Annotated in this window: 18 protein-coding genes; 8 read left to right on the top strand and 10 right to left on the bottom strand. The window is 37.7% G+C overall.

Going from position 1 to position 22,399, the window contains the following annotated elements; translation table 11 throughout:
* Positions 1 to 8 precede the first annotated feature (8 nt).
* Positions 9 to 779: a DUF72 domain-containing protein gene (locus OK025_RS25715; protein WP_317667613.1), complete on the bottom strand. Its 771-nt coding sequence runs from the start codon at positions 777 to 779 to the stop codon at positions 9 to 11.
* A gap of 196 nt (positions 780 to 975) precedes the next feature.
* On the opposite strand from OK025_RS25715, the gene OK025_RS25720 reads away from it, so the two are divergent.
* On the top strand, positions 976 to 2,085 hold the full coding sequence (locus tag OK025_RS25720; RefSeq protein ID WP_317667614.1) for a glutaminyl-peptide cyclotransferase: 1,110 nt from the start codon (positions 976 to 978) through the stop codon (positions 2,083 to 2,085).
* A 64-nt stretch (positions 2,086 to 2,149) separates the two neighbouring features.
* Here OK025_RS25720 and OK025_RS25725 read toward each other — a convergent pair whose 3' ends face one another.
* A complete protein-coding gene (locus tag OK025_RS25725; protein WP_317667615.1) occupies positions 2,150 to 3,025 on the bottom strand; it encodes a hypothetical protein in 876 nt (291 codons plus the stop codon).
* Positions 3,026 to 3,051: 26 nt separating this feature from the next.
* Positions 3,052 to 3,552 (bottom strand): hypothetical protein, encoded by a 501-nt coding sequence (locus tag OK025_RS25730; protein WP_317667616.1) that lies wholly within the window; start codon positions 3,550 to 3,552, stop codon positions 3,052 to 3,054.
* A gap of 386 nt (positions 3,553 to 3,938) precedes the next feature.
* On the opposite strand from OK025_RS25730, the gene OK025_RS25735 reads away from it, so the two are divergent.
* From OK025_RS25735 to OK025_RS25745, 3 genes are all read left to right on the top strand, one after another.
* Entirely contained in the window at positions 3,939 to 4,187 is a 249-nt protein-coding gene (locus tag OK025_RS25735) for a redox-active disulfide protein 2 (protein WP_317667617.1), read from the top strand.
* Between the two features lie 7 nt (positions 4,188 to 4,194).
* Entirely contained in the window at positions 4,195 to 4,425 is a 231-nt protein-coding gene (locus tag OK025_RS25740) for a hypothetical protein (protein ID WP_317667618.1), read from the top strand.
* Between the two features lie 113 nt (positions 4,426 to 4,538).
* Complete coding sequence (locus OK025_RS25745; protein ID WP_317667619.1) at positions 4,539 to 5,099, top strand: GNAT family N-acetyltransferase; 561 nt, start codon at positions 4,539 to 4,541, stop codon at positions 5,097 to 5,099.
* Positions 5,100 to 5,189: 90 nt separating this feature from the next.
* On the opposite strand, the gene OK025_RS25750 is transcribed toward OK025_RS25745, so the two are convergent.
* The 3 genes from OK025_RS25750 to OK025_RS25760 form a co-directional block, all read right to left on the bottom strand.
* Positions 5,190 to 7,436: a GH92 family glycosyl hydrolase gene (locus OK025_RS25750; protein ID WP_317667620.1), complete on the bottom strand. Its 2,247-nt coding sequence runs from the start codon at positions 7,434 to 7,436 to the stop codon at positions 5,190 to 5,192.
* A 34-nt stretch (positions 7,437 to 7,470) separates the two neighbouring features.
* On the bottom strand, positions 7,471 to 9,756 hold the full coding sequence (locus OK025_RS25755) for a GH92 family glycosyl hydrolase (protein ID WP_317667621.1): 2,286 nt from the start codon (positions 9,754 to 9,756) through the stop codon (positions 7,471 to 7,473).
* Positions 9,757 to 10,113: 357 nt separating this feature from the next.
* Positions 10,114 to 13,251: a GH92 family glycosyl hydrolase gene (locus OK025_RS25760; protein WP_317667622.1), complete on the bottom strand. Its 3,138-nt coding sequence runs from the start codon at positions 13,249 to 13,251 to the stop codon at positions 10,114 to 10,116.
* An 809-nt stretch (positions 13,252 to 14,060) separates the two neighbouring features.
* Between OK025_RS25760 and OK025_RS25765 the strand changes: the two genes are divergently transcribed.
* The gene (locus OK025_RS25765) at positions 14,061 to 14,822 is read left to right on the top strand and encodes a response regulator transcription factor (protein WP_317667623.1); all 762 of its coding nucleotides are present in this window, start codon (positions 14,061 to 14,063) and stop codon (positions 14,820 to 14,822) included.
* Between the two features lie 2 nt (positions 14,823 to 14,824).
* On the opposite strand, the gene OK025_RS25770 is transcribed toward OK025_RS25765, so the two are convergent.
* Positions 14,825 to 15,517, bottom strand: coding sequence for a hypothetical protein (locus OK025_RS25770; protein ID WP_317667624.1), 693 nt, complete (start codon positions 15,515 to 15,517; stop codon positions 14,825 to 14,827).
* Between the two features lie 117 nt (positions 15,518 to 15,634).
* The gene (locus OK025_RS25775; protein WP_317667625.1) at positions 15,635 to 16,384 is read right to left on the bottom strand and encodes a ThiF family adenylyltransferase; all 750 of its coding nucleotides are present in this window, start codon (positions 16,382 to 16,384) and stop codon (positions 15,635 to 15,637) included.
* A 273-nt stretch (positions 16,385 to 16,657) separates the two neighbouring features.
* Between OK025_RS25775 and OK025_RS25780 the strand changes: the two genes are divergently transcribed.
* On the top strand, positions 16,658 to 17,008 hold the full coding sequence (locus OK025_RS25780; protein WP_317667626.1) for a DUF2200 domain-containing protein: 351 nt from the start codon (positions 16,658 to 16,660) through the stop codon (positions 17,006 to 17,008).
* Positions 17,009 to 17,041: 33 nt separating this feature from the next.
* On the opposite strand, the gene OK025_RS25785 is transcribed toward OK025_RS25780, so the two are convergent.
* Both OK025_RS25785 and OK025_RS25790 read right to left on the bottom strand, forming a co-directional pair.
* A complete protein-coding gene (locus OK025_RS25785) occupies positions 17,042 to 18,301 on the bottom strand; it encodes a PQQ-binding-like beta-propeller repeat protein (RefSeq protein WP_317667627.1) in 1,260 nt (419 codons plus the stop codon).
* 95 nt (positions 18,302 to 18,396) lie between these two features.
* Entirely contained in the window at positions 18,397 to 19,605 is a 1,209-nt protein-coding gene (locus OK025_RS25790; RefSeq protein WP_317667628.1) for a DUF1343 domain-containing protein, read from the bottom strand.
* A 224-nt stretch (positions 19,606 to 19,829) separates the two neighbouring features.
* Here OK025_RS25790 and OK025_RS25795 point away from each other — a divergent pair, with 224 nt between their 5' ends.
* Together OK025_RS25795 and OK025_RS25800 are read left to right on the top strand one after the other, a co-directional pair.
* Positions 19,830 to 20,696, top strand: a complete 867-nt coding sequence (locus tag OK025_RS25795) for a helix-turn-helix domain-containing protein (RefSeq protein WP_317667629.1) — start codon at positions 19,830 to 19,832, stop codon at positions 20,694 to 20,696.
* Positions 20,697 to 20,871: 175 nt separating this feature from the next.
* Complete coding sequence (locus OK025_RS25800) at positions 20,872 to 22,392, top strand: acyl-CoA dehydrogenase family protein (RefSeq protein ID WP_317667630.1); 1,521 nt, start codon at positions 20,872 to 20,874, stop codon at positions 22,390 to 22,392.
* The last annotated feature ends 7 nt before the right edge of the window (positions 22,393 to 22,399 follow it).

Raw genomic sequence — 22,399 nt, forward strand, 5'->3', positions numbered from 1 at the left:
GACACTTTTTAAGCAGGAAATATTTTACTCGCTGTGATATACTTGGCTAATGTATTCAGATTAGAAAGTGCCGCTCCGATTGTATTATTAAAATAAGTATAGACTTCTTTTCCCTCTGCAATCCAGTCGTTAATATAGGTGCTGTATTCAAACAATATGTTGTCCGTATAGCTACCTTTATAGTCACCATTTGGGCCATGGAATCGCATATAGATTATGTTTGCATTTGCATCTGCGTATTGAAGACGCATACCTTGCATATTCTTATCATGAATAACCAGATTCATATTAAAAGATTTTAACAGTTCAGAAGTTTCTTCCCTATACCAAACGGGATCCCTAAATTCTACACAGATCGACCACCCTTCACTTCTATTGTTCTGAGCAATACAATCCAGCAATTCAGCAAGCAATCCAATAGAAGCAAATTTAAAAGATGGTGGTAATTGTATGAGCAAACACCCTTTCTTTTGGCCGACAGCGTCAATAACGGATAGAAATCTGGCGACATCCTGTGGATCAAATTTGAGTTCTTTTTGATGTGTAATTCCTTTCCATAGTTTAAACGTAAAACGAAAATTATCGGTCGTTTCTTCGGACCATCTTCTGACGGTTTCTTCTCTGGGAATTTTATAAAAAGAGCTGTTTACTTCCAATGAATTAAATAATAAGCTATATACAGCCAATCGACTTTTATCCTGAAACTCCTCAGGATAGTAGCTTTTATTCTTGTAAGGCAAAAGGATACCGCTCGTTCCAGTAAAATATAATCTTTCCATACCTTTATAACAATCGGCTAGCATATAATTGTTCATTTTTTTTTCAAAGACAAATTATCTTTTGTATTGATCAGCAATTGAATTGCATATAAAAAACAATTTATCTAAGTTTGAGAAACGAGTATTAGCAACAGCTATTTATAATCAACTCGTTTTCTAGTTTATTAGCGGATAATTAATCAATCACTCTCTATCAATGCACAAAAAATCTTACCTCATTTGTTTCGTTATTGGCACCATTTTGGGCAGTTGTACCGGAAATAAAAGTAACAATACAAATACAACTTCAAGCTCTCAGCCCGAATATGCCGATGAAAATCCGACATTTACCTTTGACAACATTAAACAGAGCTATTCGCAGGGCGAGGATCTGATCTTAAAGATGGACAGCGAAAAAACGCCGAAAATAGACTCTGTTATTTACACTATAAACGATAAAAAGATTGGTCAAGTAATCGGAAATGAACCTTTCCATTTTTCATTAAAACAGGAGAAATTTGGCAAGCAGATTATTAAAGCTGTCGTATTTAGTGATGGAAAACGAGAAGAAAATTCAGTCAACATCGATCTATTCGCGTCCACTCCTCCGCTTTTGCTAAGCTATAGCATTGTGAATATTTACCCCCATGATATCAAAGCTTTCACACAAGGATTGGAGTTTTATGGGGATAATTTGATCGAAAGTACTGGGAATGGGGTTGGTCCAAGCGGAAATAAGGGTAAATCGAGTGTTCGTATTGTTAATCCAAAAACGGGTCAGCCCACCAAAAAAATTGAATTGGATGATTCAATTTTTGGCGAAGGTGCCACCGTACTAAATGGAAAATTATATCAGTTGACTTATAAAAACAATCTAGCCTACCTATACGATATAAACAGCCTTTCTGTTATTAAGACACTTCCTTACTTTCAGCCAATGGAAGGCTGGGGTTTAACTTCTGACGGTAAAAACTTATACATGTCCAATGGTTCTGATTATATCTATACGCTTAATCCAAATGACTTCTCAAAAATGGACTATATCCGTGCAGCAACGAACACAGCCATGGTGGATCAAATCAATGAAATGGAATGGGTAAAAGGAAAAATCTATGCAAATTTCTTTATGGAGGATGTCATTGGACGGATCGACCCTAAAACTGGTACAGTGGAAGCTTTAGTCGATCTATCTAAATTACGTGAACATGTAACACAACATGAGGATTTAGATGTATTAAATGGTATCGCCTACAATAAAAGATCAAACACTTTCTTTGTTACCGGTAAAAACTGGGATAAAATGTTCGAGATAAAGCTAACAGAATAGCTTTATCTCCATTAAAAAAACAACATATTGTTCCAGAAACATCCAAATTGCGGTATCGCTAACTTTATGGTAATTCTTTCATTTTGTTAAAACCTTCGGTTACCATAGGTACAATTTGCGGTGTAAATAACTGTGGCATAAACGCCCCTGCCTCCATATCTTTATTGACAATCCATTGCGCATATTTATCTACTAAAAATTGTAATCGCTGTGCTGAAGATAATCCTGGTAAGGTATAATAGATACTTTTTTCGCCTTCTTTCCCTTCCATCTGCACATACCTCCCTTTGGTCACATTCAGGTGACTGCGGTGTTCAAAATCACGTAGAAAGAGCTCATCTTTATCGACATTATCCCATTTGGGGTCACGTGGGCAACAAACCGATCCGTAACTTTCTCTTCGATAAACGGTAAGCATGCCTTTTGGGGAAATTGGTTTAACAAAATCGAACCTCGCGTTATCTTCGCCAGAAAGCCGGATGCTGTCGACTTTAACCCCACCATCCTCTCTTTTTATGGAATAATAAAAATTGGTCGTCGCAGGTTCTATACACATTCCGTTTTTCGAGGCTTCTTTGGCAACCTCATCATAATACCTCCAATCGGGGACAATCAGTACAAAATGCTGAAGATCGGGATAGAATTCAGTTGACCTCTTTAGTAACTCCACTGGAATTCTAGTACTCAAAAAGAAAACGTAAGTGGAATCTGGGACGATCTGCAAAGGAAGATCTATTAAATAACTGCCATTTTTCTGAGTCACAAAATCATTGTCGATCATCACAACCTGACCATAGTATTCGCGATACCAATCGGGTTTCACAGTATCAGCTAATGAATACGGGGGTATTGACTGATGCGCAGCTATTTTGCTCTTACAGGACAATGCCATCATGGGTAAAATGATAAGCAAATACCACTTATTTTTTAGTGTTAACATTGTTATAAAATTAAAATATATTTCAACTACTTTCCTGTTTGACTATCTACTTTTATTCCAGCTTGATTCATGAAGGCTATTTGATGTCCTAAACACGACTCAGCTAAGGCTGCAATTTTCTCTTTTTCATCAGTAATCTCCCGCAACAGACTTTTCCGACCCCCTTTTTTCTGTTCATCAATATATTTAATTAATAAAACACCATATCCATCAACGATCTCTGTCATGTAACCAACTGTAGCGATGTGAAAACTTTCGGCAGTTTTACTGTATTCCAATTGAGAGGCTTCACATTTTATTCCTTTTATGTAACTACTCAAAGCGCGTGCCTCATTCAATTTCATAGGATAAGAATAGTCTGATTTATCGACATCATATTCACCTTCCAGCAATTTTCCATAGCTCTCATCCATTTTTTCTCGACAGCTATGCAATAGCTTAGCCATTTTCTCGTTGTACCCCGATTCCAAATTACCCCTACAGGAACACATGGTAAATATCATAAAGATTAAAGCTAGCATTCTCATTTCTTGATTTTTTTTACAAAAAAAAGCTTTTTAAAACAGTCTTTCCGTTTCGTTTAATATTCGTGGTCTTTGTTTTAAGATTCGTTATTTCCCGCACAATCTACTTGCTCAAAACAATACGCTTATACCTACTTTGTACAAAATGTTCGTTACCCTGAAAGATGAAAAGGTTGCTCTTTTAAAAAACGGAATCCATAAAAATCACCTTATGCTGTGTTATTAAGAAAAAAGACCCTTCGAAACCGACTATTTTAGCATTTAATTAACCGTTTTTAAAAAAAAACAAGAAAAAGACTATATTTAACAAGATTCACACATCATTTAACGCAGAAAACTTTGTTTCTTAAAAAGAATTACGGAACTTAGAGCGAATAAACCACCGAAATATGAATAATAGACCTTTAAACGGAATGACCAACGAAGAGCTTCAAACCAACAAAAAAAATGCTCAGGTAATTACTTGGATGCTCACAGCCATGCTCTTGATCTTATTAGGCATGGGAATCTACACCTCAATTAGCAAAGGATTCAGTGCATTAATGGCTATTCCTTTCGCCTTATCTCCCATTGTTATTCTGAATTTTAAAAGAATAAAAGAAATCAATGAAGAACTCAAAATAAGAGGAGCTCAATAGCGTCGTCATGAAGCACCTCTCATTATTCATATTCTTTATTCTCATCGCGGATATCGCATTTAGTCAAGAGATAAGTAAATCGACGACACAGACGATCACACAATCGGGTATTGGACTCGGTTCCGTAATTGCCGTTGTCACCTCATGGGATCGCAACAAATCTATACTTTGGGCTTTAATTCATGGAATACTAGGTTGGTTATACGTCATCTATTATGCCTTCACCCGCAACGAGTAACGATTATTAAATATAATTCTCACCAGAAGAGCCAAGCCGATCATGACCAAAATGTCTTTTCTTAATAACATCGCGATCAATTCCTTTTCTATATCTCGTCCCCAATCAAACACATGAGTTCCTCACCTATTTCCCATACAGATTTTGTCATTGAAGAAGTCAAAGAATCTAGCATTAACTTAATTTCCGAACTAGTAGACCTGACATTTAATATTGTCCAAGGAGGTGCCTCCGTAGGTTTTATGGAAGATCTAACAGTTAAGCAGGCAAGAAAATTTTGGACTGAGGTACTGAGCAAAGTCAAACTACAGAAAACAGTATTAATTGTCGCTAAAAATACTTTTACAAATCGAATCGCAGGCACTGTTCAACTGCAAATAGACCTCCCATCAAATCAGACACATCGTGCAGATGTTGCCAAAATGTTAGTCCATACTGAATTTCGAAGAATGGGTATTGCACAAAATTTACTTCAACACATTGAAAATATAGCCATTGATCTAAATAAGACACTACTGGTACTAGATACTGTAACCGATAGCCCGGCTTATATTATGTATCAAAAATGTGGCTGGACGATAGTCGGAGATATCCCAAATTATGCGCTCTTCCCCAATGGAACATGGTGTAGTACGACATACTTTTACAAAAGCTTAATTCTGCCGGCAAAATAAAAAAGCCTCCAAAATAATTAAATATTCATTTGGAGGCTTCTCTTAATTATTTGGGCGTTTCACATAAGAAACTCCATCTACCTATAGACCCTATCTATTTTTGTACCATACCGGTCCCGGTTTTTCGCCCATTTCTAGCACCAATGTCGCTCCGGACATAATTTGTTCATGTGTGATATAACTTGTTTCAAGAGGCTTACCATCGATCGTAATGGCTTGTATATAAATATTGGATTTACTGACATGCTTAGCTTTCACGGTAAATTTCTTTCCATTGGACAATTTCAATTCAGCTTTTTCAAATAAAGGTGTACCGATTTCGTATTTTCCACTGATGGGATCTACAGGATAAAATCCCAATGAGCTGAATACATACCAAGCCGACATCTGCCCGCAGTCATCATTTCCACTTAATCCAGAAGGTGTATTCAAGTAAAGCTTGTTCATTACCTCCGCTGCATATTGCTGCGTTTTCCAAGGCTGTCCAACCGCATTAAATAAATAGATTGCATGATGGCTTGGCTCGTTACCGTGTGCATATTGGCCAATCATTCCTGTACTAAAAATTGGTAGTTTGCTGGTGTCAGAAGGATGAAATGTAAACATGCTATCTAACTTCTGTCCAAAGCGCTCTTGTCCACCAACGAGTTTAATCAATCCAGGGATATCATGTTGTACAGACCAAAAATATTGCCATGCATTACTTTCACAGATATGCGCGCTATATTCCTCCGCATCAAATGGGGTAATAAACTTACCATGGCTATCTCGAGGTTGCATAAATGAAGTAGCCGGATTATACACATTTTTATAATTTTGAGCTCTTGCAAAAAATGTTCCCGCAATCTCTTTCTTTCCCATCTTATCGGCCATCATTGCGATGCAATGATCGTCATAGGCATATTCAAGTGTTCTTGATAGGGACCAGTTTTCGGCATTGTATTCATCTTTGACATCATAAGGCACATAGCCTAGCTTTTTATACAGACCTATACCCCGGTAATTGTCAATATTAGCTGTGGCAACACAGGCTTCTAACGCTTTTGATGCATCAAAATCACCAATTCCTTTTAAATATGCATCTACAATGACAGGAATGGCATGATTCCCAATCATCATATCCGTTTCACTTCCGTAAATATTCCATACCGGTAATCGGCCGTGCTGTTCATAAAAGGCTATGAAGGACTTAATCATATCATTTACTCGGCTAGGGTCGATATAGGTAAATAACGGATGGGAAGCTCTATAAGTGTCCCAAAGTGAGAATGTGCTATAATTAGTCCAACCTTCGGCCTGATGTACCTTCCGGTCAGCCCCCATATACGCACCATCAACATCACCGAAAATCGTCGGTGCTAACATGGAATGATATAACGCTGTATAGAACTTAACCTGCTCCTCTTTGTCTTTGGTCTCGATCGATACCCTACCCAATTCATGATTCCAATTTTGCTCGGCCTCCTTTAAATAATAATCAAAGTCATCTTTTGGAACTTCTGCCTTTAAGTTCTTGGAAGCGCCTTCCATACTTACTCCCGAAAGGGCCGTACTTAAAGTCACTTGTTCTCCAGCTGCTGTCTTGAAATCAAAACGTGCTTTGAATGCTGTACCAATTCGTTTTGCGCCTTTTGCCGTTGTATCAGCGCTGGATAATATTGCTGAACTATCGATATGAACGGCCATAAAAGGCTTAGAAAACCGAGTTTCAAAATAAACGCGTTGGCCTCTTGCCCAGCCCTCCGAAAAACGATAACCACGAATAGTGACAGAATCAACTACTTCGATGTGTGAATCCGTGGTAGCATCCCAATTCATTGCTTTCTTTAAGTCTAAAAATACAGCAGACTCGGCTTTTGGAAAGGTATAACGTTGAATACCACAGCGTGCCGTTGCTGTCAGCTCCACATTTATATCGTAATCAGTAAGTTTTACCTGATAGTATCCGGCGTGAGCCTTTTCGTCTTTATGCGAAAATTTGGAATGTATACCTAAGGGAGCAGCAGCTTCATGATATGGTAAGGTAACCGGCATGAAAGATATGTCGTACAAGTCGCCGGCACCAGTTCCACTTAGATGTGTATGGCTAAAGCCGGAAATCGTACTGTCGGGATAAAAGTATCCGGAAATACGGTCCCAGCCAGGTAGTCCATTATCTGGGCTGAGCTGCACCATCCCAAAAGGCGACTGTGCTCCAGGATATGTATTGCCCGTAAAATCCGTTCCGATAAAAGGATTTACATATTCTACATAAGAAGTCTCATTGGACTTTTTTATTGAAGCGCAACCAATTAAGGACAAAAGGCCTGCACAGACCGCATAATTAATATATTTCATCGTGTAGATCAGTTTTTCAATTTAGTTTGCCTAATTATCTATTTCCAGTAACGATTAGAATATCTTTACTGTTGACCAAAGTCTGATGGTTGATTTTAAATCCATTGAATGGTTTTCCATCGATAACGATCTTTTTGATATAATCACCAGCACCCGCTTTTTGACGTCTTATCGTCACTTTGTCGCCGTTTGGATAATATTTCTTATCGAGTTGGATGGTCACTTTGTCGAATACAGGTGTTACAACGGTATAATCTGGTCTACCTGGACAAAAAGGATAGATTCCAATCATGTTCATTAAAGCCCATGTAGACATTGTTCCCGTATCGTCATTTCCTGGTATACCTCCGGGACTGTTTGTAAAATGTTTCTCCAGAATTTCTTTAACCAGTTTTTGGGTACGCCACTCTTCTCCTTTGATTTCTGAAAACACATGTGGATACAGCATATCTGGTTCGTTGGTAACATCAAAATACCCTTTATCAAACGTTGCCTGCAGTCTATCCACAAATTTTTGCTTTCCACCTATCAATTTCACCAAACCAGGTATATCAAATGGTATGGCAAAACTATAGTTCCAAGCGTTACCTTCATGGAAACCATGATTAGGTTCAAAATTGGCGCCCATCAATGGGCTAAATGGACTTAAAAACTCGCCGTTAGGAAGAATAGGTCTGAAAGTCCCATACTCCGAAGAATAATAATGTTTATATCCCTGCGCTCGCTTAGCAAAAAGCTGGGCATCTTTGGTTTTCCCCAATGAACCGGCCAGTTGGGCTAAGTTCCAATCGGCAACATAATATTCTATGGCATGAGATACCGAATTATCGAATGAATCGCGCAGTGGAACATACCCATACTTCACATAGTCCGCATTGTCGGGTCTAATTTTATTCGTGGAGTCCGTAGTCGTTGCCGATTTCAGAAACGCTTCATAAGCTGTATTGATATCAAAATCCCGAATGCCTTTCATCCATGCATCAACGATCACTGGAACTGCCGGATCGCCATCCATGGTATAGCTTTCTCGGCTATACAACTCCCATTTGGGCATCCAACCACTTTCCTTATAAATATCGATCATGGAACGTATCATGCCCACCTGCTTATCGGGATAAACCAGTGACATTAAAGGCTGAACATTTCGGTACGTATCCCATAGCGAAAACACGGTGTAACGCTTGTGATCTGCAACAAGTGTTTTCCGACTTTCCATTGCCGGATATTCTCCGTTTACATCCTGCAAGATATTTGGATGAATCATAGCATGATATAAAGCCGTATAGAACACTGTTTTTTGGTCCTCTGTACCGCCTTCTACCTGTATCTTTGACAATGCATTGTTCCAAAGCGAAGCTGCGTGCTTTTGTGTTTTTTCAAAGCTAAAGTCTGCTTGTTCAGCATCTAGATTTTTACGCGCATTCTCAACGCTCACAAATGATACGGCAAGCTGTACTTCTAAGCTTTCATTTTCTTTGACATCAAAACTAAAATATGCGCCAAGATCATCGCCGGAAAGCTGATCGGTATAGTCCGTAAAAATTTTATATTTTCCGGCATCTCTATTCCAATCGTTTTCCCATTTTTCTCCGGCACGCTGGAATTTCCAATATCCTCTTTTTGATGGTTTTTTATTGACACGCATAACAAAAAAGATCGGGTAAACAGCCTGATTGTTCGTGTAACAGAAGGAGCCCAACAATTTAGATCCTTCTATTTCGGTATCACTTACATAACGAACTGTTGCTCCCGTTTCATTTGTTAAACCTTCGCCCAAATTAAGCAGGATATTTGCCTGTCCTTTTGGAAAAGTAAATTTAGAAACACCTACACGGGTTGTCGCTGAAACTTCGGTCTTGATACCGTATTTCTTTAACACATTGCTATAATACCCCGGATGGGCAACCTCCTGCGTATAGGTACTTCCATATTGATGATAATCAACCTCTAATTTACCTGAGGTTGGCATCAACAACAGACTTCCCATGTCTGGACATCCTACCCCACTTAAATTAACATGAGAAAAACCTGTAAAATAACTGTTGCTATGTTCATAGGGGGTAGACCACCATCTTGCATCCTTATCAAATGCATTAAGTGATGATCCCATTACATTAAACGGAGAAACATTCATCAAGCCGTTGGGAACCTGAGCACCCGGATTAGTTGTTCCATAATTGCTGGTACCGATAAACGGGTTGACATAGTCTGTAGGAAGCTTTTGGGCAGAAACGTTCTCCCAAAGAAATAATCCTAAAAGTAAAAAACGAATAGATTTGATCATATAATCTTGATAGACGACATTGTTAATTGCTTTCATTCAAGCAAACACCATAGGCCGCTCATTTTAGCGTGTACCTACAATACTACAGATAATCGCAAAGATTTACAAATCTTACAACTGGTTATATCGATGATTTTACGTTTGTTAATAGGATTTAGCAAAACTATACATGTTAAGCAAAGAGATTTATGATGACCAATAACAACAAAAGCCTGAAGTGGGGAACTTCAGGCTTTTACTAACTAACCAATTATTAACCTAAATTATGAAACTACTGATATAACGTCATCAAAAACGAGTTTCTTATATCGGGCCGCTAAGTTTAACCAAATTTTAACAAATCATTGTTATCGTTCAACTCGCTCTATTTTAATCCAGCAGTAAACATATTTTTTATTGATACAGTCCCCATTGTTTATTCGGTGTAGCGCCCATTTCTAAGACAAGCTCTCCTCCTTTTAGCAGTTCGGAAGCATCAAAATAAAAGGTATTGAGCGGTTTTCCATTTAACGTTGCGCGTTGTACATACATATTTTTCTTATTTGCATTTTTCGCTTTGATAATAAACTGTTCACCTCTTCCATATTTACCATCCAATCTAATCTTAACCTCCTCAAAGAGTGGGCTTCCTATTTCATAAATTGGTTTGACCCTTGTTCCGCCATCGATCTGAAATAAACCAATAGCATTCATGATATACCAAGCACTCATTTGCCCTTGGTCTTCATCGCCGAGATAAGCATTCGAAACCCCTTGGCCATAATAGCGTTCACCTATGGAGCGGCTCCATTTTTGTGTCAACCAGGGCTTATTCAACCAATTAAAAATATAGGCGAAATGCATTGATTGCTGATTTCCCTGAACAACAGGATAATCCCAATATTGATCATTAGGGCCATTATAACGCCATTTTTCACTTTCTGGAAATCCCCATTCCAATCGTTTTAAAAACACATCCTGTCCGATCATTTTAGCTAGTCCAGGAATATCCTGTGGCACAAAAAAGGTCAATTGCCATGCATTTCCTTCTACATAATGATGGTTAGCCCCCGATTTAAAAGGGTCAAAATCTTTATACCATTCTCCTTTTGAATCCTTCATCCGAGCATAGCCACTACTGACATCTATCGCATTTTTCCACCAGTTTCCGCGATCATTGAAATAGCGATATTCCTGTTCCTTTCCTAACGATTTTGCAAACTGCCCAACTGTCCAATCGTCAAAACTATATTCCATAGAATTGGAAAACCGCCCCAAATCATAAGGAACGTACTTATATTTTAAATAGACATCCAAATCCCTATTACCCGCAAAACCGCCTTCAAATTTCAATGGACTTGTTGTCTGCATTTTTTTAACAGCTTCAAATGCCTTTTCAGCATCGTAGTCTCTAATCCCCATCTGGTATGCCCCAACAATTAACGGTATTTCATGTTCAGCAACCATGACCGGAATATACTCCATTCCGGCCGGCCCTTTCGCCAGCCAGCCATTTGCGTCATACATCGCAAGTTGCGATCTAACCCATTTATTGGACCACTCCGGCGTAACCAAGTTCCAAAACTGATTTAAATTCCAAAAGGTATTCCAGAAAGCATCACAGCCTAAAGCGAGATCCCCTTTATGGGCTAAAGTTCGTATCACTTCATCCGAAGACCTCCATTGACCGTTCACATCACTAAATGTGTTTCGGCTTGCCAAAGTGCGATACATATTGGTATAGAATTTCTCTTTTTCAAAATAGTCTGAAGACTTTATCGCCAATCTACTTAAAAGTTCATCCCAAACTTTATGCTGATTTTCCACGACCCGATCAATGGACCATCCGAATGGCTCCGAAAGTTCCGTTTTTAAATTCTCCTCTGCATTGGCTAAGCTCACATAAGAAATCCCAGTGCGCAGTTGTACAGCCTTATCTTTATGCACATCAAATTCCACGTACATTCCCGCAAATTGAGCGCTATCAGCAACCAAATCAGCCCGTTCAGTCAACCGATCATTATGCCATGTGCCATAGTTTATGATAGGTTTATCAAACTCCATCACAAAGTATACGACATAATCCTGTTTTGCATCCGTGGACCAAACGTTTTCAGATAATTGATTACTGTATCCCACAACCTTATAGTCAGAAACCTTTTTCAGCGAGAAATCTTTAATTTTATAATCATATTCTCCGTTAACCTTAAGATCAATCATGATACGTCCTGTATCCGACTTATGATAGGTATATTGTTGAAAACTGGAACGTGTACCAGCCGTCAATTTTACGTCGATATCGTGATCAAGGAGATGAACAGCATAATATCCCAATGGAGCCTTTTCGCTGGTTTTATCTATTGCAGATCGATATCCTGAATTTGTACTGTACTGATCTCCGACCCGAGTTTTCAATTGACCTGCTGTCGGAAATGTTCCCAATCCAGCCATTGTCCATTCGTGAATATGGCTAAAAGTACCAATAGATTCGATAGAAGGTTCATAACCTGCCTGCCAGCCAATATTTTGGTTATCTGGACTGATCTTTACCATGCCAAAAGGCATCCATGGTCCCGGGGCTATCATCCATCTGGAATGTGCTGCACCCATCATCGTGTTCACATAATCTGAAACTCCACCAAGTCTTTTTGGGCCCCGCTTGATTGTTGAAGACTGTATTAATTGCCCATTATTATAAATTTCATACTTACTCCAGATATCCTTAGCGACATAGGGCATTGGTATTTCCAATTTCGCTGCACCTTTTTCAAGTGTTTTCTCATAAATTTTCTTTCCATCCAAGACTACTTTCAACTGTTCATCATCTTTCAATTTCAAGAGATCAACCAGCATATTTTGGACGGGTTTTCCTGCATTTAGGATCTCAAAATCAGCTTGCTGTACATTTTTAACAATTACAGATCGATTGGCTATTAACTTTACTTGCTGTGGACCAAGCAGTTTAAAGGAATCAAATTCAACCCAACCTCCCTTTATGACAGTTAGGGTAATCTGATTTCCGCCTTTCTTAATGAGATCAGCTGATACCGGTATATTTATCGTAGAATTTCCAGATTTTAAAGGATTCTCTAGCGGCTCACCATTTCCTGCTCCCCGCTCCACCTCAAAATTATAGGGCTTGCCATTGATTACGATCTGTAGTGTAGGTTTATTTTTAGGGTCACTATTGGCCAATTTAACCTGAAGTGTGCACTGACCATTTTTTATACTATTGTTTAACACATAGTATAAATTCAAAAAATGTGTTCTCAGACCAGAGGTTCCTCCAGTCCCGCCCCATTCATTGGCCGGACCGGGCAATACATAGGGTAGATCCTTTGTTAAAGAAGATTGACCGATGATAAACGCATTGTCTTCATAACCAAAATCATGTTCCAAAAATTTCTTATATCCATTCGGGGACAAGGCAAATTCGCTGCTTGAACCGTCTGAATTCCCCAATTGCCAAATTGCGTGCTCCTGGCCAACTACAGACTGTACACATAGAAGCAACAGACCGGCGGCAAAAGAAAGTGAGAAACGTAATTTCATAAGTATCAGATTTTATAATTTTTAATTACATCAGTTTCATTTTCCATAAATTGGTCAAAATTATTCGTTAGACTTATTCAATTGTACATACATAACAGATTAACCAAAAACCTATGATAAACAAAACAATAAACACAATATTACTATAAAAATCACAAATATCAAACGAATAAAATCAAATGTATATACATACAAAGTAAAAACAGAGGAAAATGATTTCGATATAAACACACAAATTTGGAGCGATGAAAGGTTTTGATTCTTAGAGAGAAGTGTTAGATCAATGGATAATTTCTTTCATATTGGATTTTTTCCTGAATTGGGAAACAAGTCTGATTAACCTACAAAAGTGTTGCTGAAGGCTATTTAAGATAAACAAAGCTTTAATAAGAATGTACAAATTGAAATAATTTCCCGAAAGTTTAATATTCTTGCACTCTAACTTTGTCAAAAACTCAGGTAAAGCAATAATTACTATTGGCAATTTGGATTCAAAAAGTTATATTTATACAATTATTTGCTTTGAAACCATAAAGATAAGAGTATTATCTTTAGTATTATCATTATAAACAATATTCTACCCATTTGTGTAGAGCCTTATTTCATTGCTGGATAGAGATTTAATATTTTGAACAAGTTCAACTATTAGCTTTGACAACGATTACATTGTAAGGATAGGAACGTAAAAAAGCTTGTTTCTAGTGCATAAATTGACATTATGTGCTTATTTTTGTAACTTGCAAGCCAAGACAACATCGATTTTACGTGGTATTCAAAAGCGATTACGGATCATCTTTGTAATTTACACTATGAAAATTAAGATTGAAGATTTTTTCAAGCCGGTACAAGTTAAAGACGACTTTAGCAAAGATGATTATGAGATTGTCGAAGCCTTTATAAATTTCGCTAAATCCTTAAGCAGATTAACCTATCAAAGTATATATTTAATTGATTATTCAAAGAAAAGCTTTCTATTTGTTTCTGATAACCCAATCTTTTTATGTGGAAGTACCCCTACTGAAGTAATGCGTGAAGGTTATTATCATTATGTGAATAATGTCCCTGAGAACGATTTACATTTACTAAAAAAAATAAACGACGTTGGTTTTGACTTTTTTGGAAATTTAGATGCCGAAGATCGTCTAAAATTCTCTATATCTTATGATTTCCATTTAAAACAACCAGGGAATAAACCGCTTTTAGTAAACCATAAGCTAAAACCCCTGCTATTGGACAAGTTTTCCAATCCTTGGATCGCGCTCTGCCTGGTTTCTATTTCCTCGCATGCAAACTCAGGAAACATTAGATATAAATCGGATGAGGACGGAAAACAGTTTGAATATGATTTGGCTAAAGATATTTGGGTAGAAACCCCTCGTATTAAATTGAAACCCCGTGAAAAGGACATTCTTCTTTTTTCCGCACAAGGTCTTACCATGGATCAAATAGCAGATCAGCTTTATGTATCAATTGACACGGTTAAATTTCATAAAAAACAAATATTTTCAAAACTAAAAGTCAAAAGCATTACAGAAGCTACAGCACTAGCAATTGAACTATCTCTTTTCTAATGTTATTCACTATTTTTTGAACATAACAGCATTAACTTAGACATCTCAACAAATTTTTGAATATCGACCTGGTTTCCCATACTAAACTGAGAATATTTATTTTTCTCAATAAAAGTCTCCAGCCATTCCGATTTGATATAGATCGGAAGTGTCTCAGAATAGAGGTATATAATTGGATCTCCAAGTTCAAAAGATTCGATTTCTAATTTCCGGAGCGTATTGACGACTTTTCGATCACATTCAGCGATGACTAATCCACTCCCAAGACTGTAGGGTCCATAAAATGCGTCAAAAAGCATTTTTTTCAGAATATTGATCCGATTACCAATTATCTTTCCTGAAATCACAAAACGCCCAATGTGCCAAAAGTTCTTTATATGCGGAATTAACAAGCTTTCTGTTTCAATATCAAATAATTTCTGAATCGGCAAACTTGTTTCCTTATCCCAAAATGTAATTCTAATAGAGGCCTGAATACCACCATCAAGCTTACTTCGAAGGACATAATAAATGGAACGATCAAAAAAAATCTGATCCTCTCCTATTAATGACTCGAAATCAAACTTATACTCCTCTTCGGAATAGCTATCCAGTTTGTAGTGCTCTTGAGTCGTTACTAAATAAAAATGAATAAGTTCAGGAAGTTCGTTTTTATTAAGCTTGGTAAAATAATAGTTTTCAGGCGTCCAGTTCATGCAAATGTTATTCGATATGCAATTATAAAAATAAAGACTTTTCGTTTAAATTCCCACAGTAACAAATTTACTACATAAAAGTGTAATGGAAGGAATGTTTTTTCAGTTATATTTTGTTCAACTCATCATGGACAAATAATAGGAATCTGGAAAGAATTTCACTGGTTTTGTTGTTGCCAAATTAAACACAATATGACTTACCATCCCAGATAAGAGGTATAACCCCAAAGATAACTGTGGTGGTGGAGACGTTAACGCTATTTTACCATATTCTACCAAAAACTCCTCAAGCCATTTCGTTTCTATACCCTTTGTTTTTAAACTGTCCACAATAAATTTACCGACATTTAATTCGAAGGTCTCGTGGGCTTTTTCCAATGAATGCAGATTGAGCCCCTCGGGCGGGAGGACCGTTAAAAACCCAGCCCAACCCAAATTATAGGGATGTACTACGGGTATATTTTTTTTTGCCATATATTGATCAAAAACAAAGGGAATATCGGAAGAAAAATCCAAAGCATTAATAGCAACCTTATGGTCGATACCAATACCGTATAGATTATCTTTGTTAATAAATTCCGGAAATACCGTTATTTTGGCTTCTGGATTAATTGTCCGTAAGCGATCCTGCAAAGCAAATACTTTCTTTACACCGATATCTTTACTGGTATAATTTTGTCTATTTAAATTTGATAATTCGACAATATCCCCATCAGCAATTGTCAAATTTTCGAATCCCATGCGCAACAGGCATTCGGCAATGTAACTTCCTATTCCACATCCTCCTATCAACACGGGGAAATCCTTGATACGTTGTTGTTCTTCTTCTGTAATATGTATGTTATTCCGAATATACCTCAAATCCATGTAATAATATTTCAATAATTTTGTATCACATAAAGATAGAATTATAATTTATATTATTATTAAAGAAATTGCTAAGCATTTTTTCACATTCACCTCGGGTCAATTAACCATGATTTTCCTTATTTTCAAATATAAGTTACCGCGCATGAAAAGTAAATTATTCAAAATAAACATTACAACTAGTAAAGAATCTAAAATCCACGATATTAGTCAGCTATCGCTTGTTTTTATTTTCGTTCAAAATGAATACCTTTAATGAAATTAACTTGTAAAATGGATAATACAAGAATATATCGTATGTCATTTGCTGGTGTGTACCCGCTTTATATACAAAAGGCTGAAAGAAAAGGACGTACAAAAGAAGAGGTCGACGCAATTATTTTTTGGCTAACTGGCTATAATCCGGTATCCTTACAACAAACAATTGACGATAAAATTGACTTTGAACATTTCTTTAAACAAGCACCTTGCTTAAACCCGAATGTTTCCAAGATCACAGGCGTAATCTGTGGTTATCGCATTGAGGATATTGAAGATCCGCTGGTTCAGAAAGTTCGTTATCTCGATAAATTAATTGATGAACTGGCCAAAGGTAGATCCATGGAAAAAATTTTAAGAAAGTAAGCCCTGCTACGATTTGTAAATAGCGCGTACTTGCTATTCCAACGCATAGATGGCTCCATCAGCGGAACCAAAATAAAGCCTATTATCTTCGATCCATAGCGTTGAAAAAACACTTCCCATCTGTAAATAATCTGCAAACAATCGCGTAATATCGTTTTTGTATTTTTGCTGCAGATCGGCATGGAGCATATTTTCACCATTGAGAAACAATTGTCTGTTCTTTTTACTCGACTCCGTTTGGAATATTGGTACAACTTCTCCTTTTTTTATATTCAATCTATAAATTACACCATCCAGTGTCCCAAAAAAAGCCGCATCGCCAGCAATTGTGGCACTACTAAATGTGTTTAAAGGCACCTTGGGTTCGGCTATTTTCATTCCGTCAATTCTATTTAAAACAAGTATACTATAGGAATCCGACATGGTTACAACAAGCTTATCGTCAAAAATACTAGGAACACTTGTCCAGCTTCCCGGTTGATGATATACCCAAAATCCACTTCCATTCGTGGTATTTAGCGCATATACATTAAAGTCACGCGCACCAAAATAGACTGTACTATCAGCAACAACTGCGTTGAATTGGATCTCACCTTTGGGAAAATAACGTTCGCCAATTGTTTTAAACCTCCAATCTAAGGTGCCATCTTTTTTCAAACAATAGAAATAACCATCAAAACTACCAATAAAAACATGCTCTCGTGTCAACGTTGGGGCTGCATGCACAATTCCTCCGGTCAGGAATTTCCAAACAAGTTTCCCCGATTTAGCACCTACAGCGTAAATATGATGATCTCCAGACCCAAAATACACTACGCCATCGACCACTGCGGGAGATGAAAGAAAATAATCCCATACATCATAGCTCTTCTCACCATTGGTTGAAAACTGCCATAATTTTCGTCCAGTTTGAGCATCCAGGGCATACAAGTAGCCATCTGCGCTTAAAAAATACACTATTCCAGCATCTACAGCAACAGTTGACCGAATTTCACCAGCAGTTTTATACGTCCAAAGTACATCTCCGCTAGTTTTGTTCAACGCATATAAATTACTGTCACAAGAACCCACAAAGACGACATCACCCCAAATAATGGGTGAAGAAAACAATTTTCCTTTTGTTTGGAATTTCCATTTCAATGATGGCTTTAAACCGACATTGGAGGAAGCTGCATAATTTTGACGATCTAGGCTTCTAGCGAGAGCCAGATGCTGCCCTCTTAATTGATAAAAACATCCCACCGCAATAAATAGGATAATAATGGGGCGCCAATCATATTTTAGTCTAAACATCGATGTTTTTTTAAGGTTATAGGTTATGCTGTCGCGCTCAAAAAATAGCTGAGCTATCGACTATTATCTCTCGGTCGCTAAGTGTCCTTATCATATTATGGATAGATAAGGTATTTTTCCCTAACCTTTCTATAACTCTTTAATCTCGGTTCCCAGCTTTTTCGGATTTCTTCTTCCGAAACACCAGCTTCGATTTGCTTGCGAAATAAACCTACGCCCACGAGCCTTTCGATACTGCCAATCTGTTTCGAAAATGATTGATCAAAAAACTTGTCTTTTTCCGGAGAGTTCTGATAAAGTGCTATCATCCAGGATAAGTTTATTTTTTTATTATCTACAAGCTGCTTTAGATCATATTTACGCAGGTCTATTCCATAGCATTCTTCATTCATAAACAGTGGCGATTCACTCATCCCTTTTTTACTGACGGGGACAAATGAGAAATCATATATACCCTTATAGATTGGACTACCGATCACAACAAAGGGATAATCGGTGCCTCTGCCATGATTCACTTTCACACCTTCAAAGAGGCAGGTACTCGGATATAATAGTATGCTTTGTTCCGTATTTAAATTGGGTGAGGGATTGACTGGTAATTTATAAAGCATACTGTGGTCATAATTTGCTACAGGAATAATCTTCAATTTACATTTCTTTTTGGTATTCATCCAACCTTCTCCATTGATCATCTGGGCAAATTCAGCTGTAGTCATCCCATGTGCAATAGGAACAGGAAATTGCCCAATACCCGACTTATATTTTTCCTCCAAAATAGGGCCATCAATTAGATAGGCATTGGGATTGGGCCTGTCTAAGATCAAGAGCTCCTTATCATTTTCAGCGCAGGCTTCCATAATATCCCGAAGTGTATTAATATTGGTATAAAATCTCACCCCCATATCCTGCACATCATAAATAAACAGATCGATATCTTTTAACTCCTCCGCTGTCGGCTTTTTCTTATTACCATATAGAGAGACAATAGGAATTTTAGTTCTTGGATCGATTTCGTCGCCCACTTCAGTGCCGTTACTTGCATTGCCTCGAAATCCGTGCTCAGGTCCAAAGATCCTCACAATCTGAACTCCTCTTGCCAGCAGACTGTCAACAAGGTGACTTCCCTTAATAACCGTAGATGGATTGCCCAATATACCAATGCGCTTATTCAATAAATAAGGTACATAACGCTCGGTCTGTTCGGCTCCTGTCCGTATACGATCATTACAATAATCCAAAAAGGTCTGCGCTTTCACATCGTTGAACAGGAATAGCGTTAATATAAAAATGAGCACTGGTTTCATATTCGTTCGGTTTATATTTAAAAAATACCCACTGAGCATCAGGCTATTCACACGATAACAAAAAACTAAACTAAGGATAAAGCTTTATTTTCACAAATCGTTTGTTAAAATTGACAAACAAGTTTTATCACACTACCTTTGGAATATTATTGAGCATGATTTCCAAATGAACAATGGATGGCATGAGGAAGCTTTAGCGTGCTAAATTTTTATAATTATTAATCATGGAAAAGCAGGTAAATGCAGGTGAATTTGTAGATCGTTTTATGACAGGTAGTCTGGAGCATCTGCGTTATCAACAATCCCCGATCAAGATCTTCCAGCTCAGTGAAATCGCACCCTACATTAAATTTCCGACCCCACCTATTTTCTTAGGCTATAATCTTCTTGTTCACATCACGGAAGGTTATTTTAAACATCAGATTGGTGCCAAGGAATATGTTGTAACAGCTCCGGCAATTCTTATCAGCAACTACGGCAATATCTCAACAATAAAGTCGGTCGATAAATCCGCGAAAGGACATTGCGTTTTGATCAACGACAATGCGATGACTTCCATCTTCAGGGAACAGGAGATTTTGAATATTTTTAATATCTCGCCCTTACTAAACTTAACTGCGCGAGACAGCGGCGATCTTCAAGAACTTTTCAGATTACTTTATGATGAATTGCTTTCCGAATCACCTTATAAAGAACTATTTGAAAATTTATTAAAATCTGCAATTCTAAAAATTATCAAGCTATCTTCATCCAACCTTGCGCTCAATCGGAGACAGGAAATTGCAATGATGTTCAAACAGCTTGTGCACAAAAACTTCAAAAAGCAAAAAAATATTTCATTCTACGCGGATAAACTCGCGGTATCTACAAACTACCTTAATCGGTGCGTATTTTCTGTATTCAAGAAATCGTCGAAGGAACTCATTCTTGAAGTACTGATTATGCACAGTCAATTTCTATTGTTTGAATCCACTAAAAGCATTGCAGACATTTGTTATGAATTGGATTTTTCCGATCCTTCTTACTTCTCACGGCTTTTCAAAAAAATAGTTGGTGTTTCTCCTACTTCTTATCGAAACAGAGCAACTTAGATTTTCAATATGCACGATTTGTCCTATCTTTTATGCTGAAGTACACAAGAGAATCAAATTGATTGGAGTTATTTTTGTGTAAGTGATTGAAGCAAAAGAGAATTTTTTGGTCAACGGGCAGTTCTTCTTCATGTTTCGATTTACATTGTTCCATCATTTAATCACATATTTAAAGATGCTTAAGGTTTCAGAACACAACAATATAACCCAAGATTTCGATTTGTTTATTGCGGATTTTAAAACTAGGCTATCAAGCTTATTTAATAAAGAGTATGATTACAACTCGCTCAGTTTAACGCGTGGGCTACCGCCTGAGTTTTTAGCTGAGATCATGAAAATGCAGCCCTTGTCGGTTGCTATCCCAGAACACCACGGTGGTCGGGGCCTTCATGTGAAAGAATGCTTGGGTGTACTGGCGGCAGCTTCTTATGAATCACTATCTTTATCGCTCATTTTCGGGATTAATATTGCGCTATTTTTGGAGCCCTTTGCCAAATACGGCGATACCTTACTTCAAGAGAAGATATTCCATCAATTTTTGGAAAACCAGGCAATGGGAGGATTAATGATTACCGAACAGGCTTACGGCAGTGACGCCCTCAATATGCGAACATCTTACGAACAAAAGGACGATAAGTACTATATAAAAGGTGAAAAACACTGGCAAGGTCTCACTGGAGCTGCTGACTTTTGGCTCGTGACAGCACGCAAGAAAAATGAAAACGGAGAACTGGTGCGGGATATAGATTTCTTTGTCACAGAGAACGCCGTCGAAGAACAAAAGATTACTGTTACAAAGAAATACAATAGCCTTGGTCTTTATGCAATTCCTTATGGAGTGAACGACATCGACATCAATGTTCCCATGGATCACAAATTAAATCCGGAAAGTACAGGAATTAAATTGATGTTAGACACCCTCCACCGCAGCAGATTACAATTCCCTGGAATGGGCATGGGTTTCATAAAACGGATGTTGGATGAGGCCATGACACATTGTTCCGAACGCCGTGTAGCGGGTATTAGTTTAAATGAATTAGACGCTGTTAAATTTCAGTTGTCGCGCATACAGGCTGCATTTACCTTATGCTCTGCAATGTGTTCATACAGTGTCTCGATCAGCTCTATCCATAATGACCTTTCGGCCTATGGTGTAGATGCCAATAGTGTGAAAGCATTTGTGACAGACTTAATGCATGAAGCCGCGCAAACATGTGTGCAATTATCCGGTGCAAATGGCTATAGGTTAGACCATGTTGCCGGTCGTGGCCTCGTAGACAGTAGACCTTTTCAAATCTTTGAGGGATCAAATGAAATGCTTTATTCTCAAGTTGCTGAAGCGATCGGTAAACTTATGCGCAAAACCAAAGAAAGTAACTTGTTGTCTTTCTTAAAAAAATATAGCTCAACTGAATTTGCAGCACCATTTTTCTCATCAATCTTGAGTTTTGACTTTCCGCTACAGCCCAAACAACGTGAACTGGTTACACTTGGAAAGATAATCGCCCGCGTCATCTGTTTTCAGTATGTTTTACAAATTAACAACGCCGGGTTCAATGATAAGATGACAGAAATAACACGTCAACATGTGAGCATGGATATTTATATGTTGGTAGGCCAGTTATCAAATAACAATAATGCCGAACCACTTATGAACTACGACGAAAACACAGATTGGATGAAGTTCACTTCTTAATAAGGAG

Source organism: Sphingobacterium sp. UGAL515B_05 (assembly GCF_033097525.1).
Lineage (GTDB): Bacteria > Bacteroidota > Bacteroidia > Sphingobacteriales > Sphingobacteriaceae > Sphingobacterium.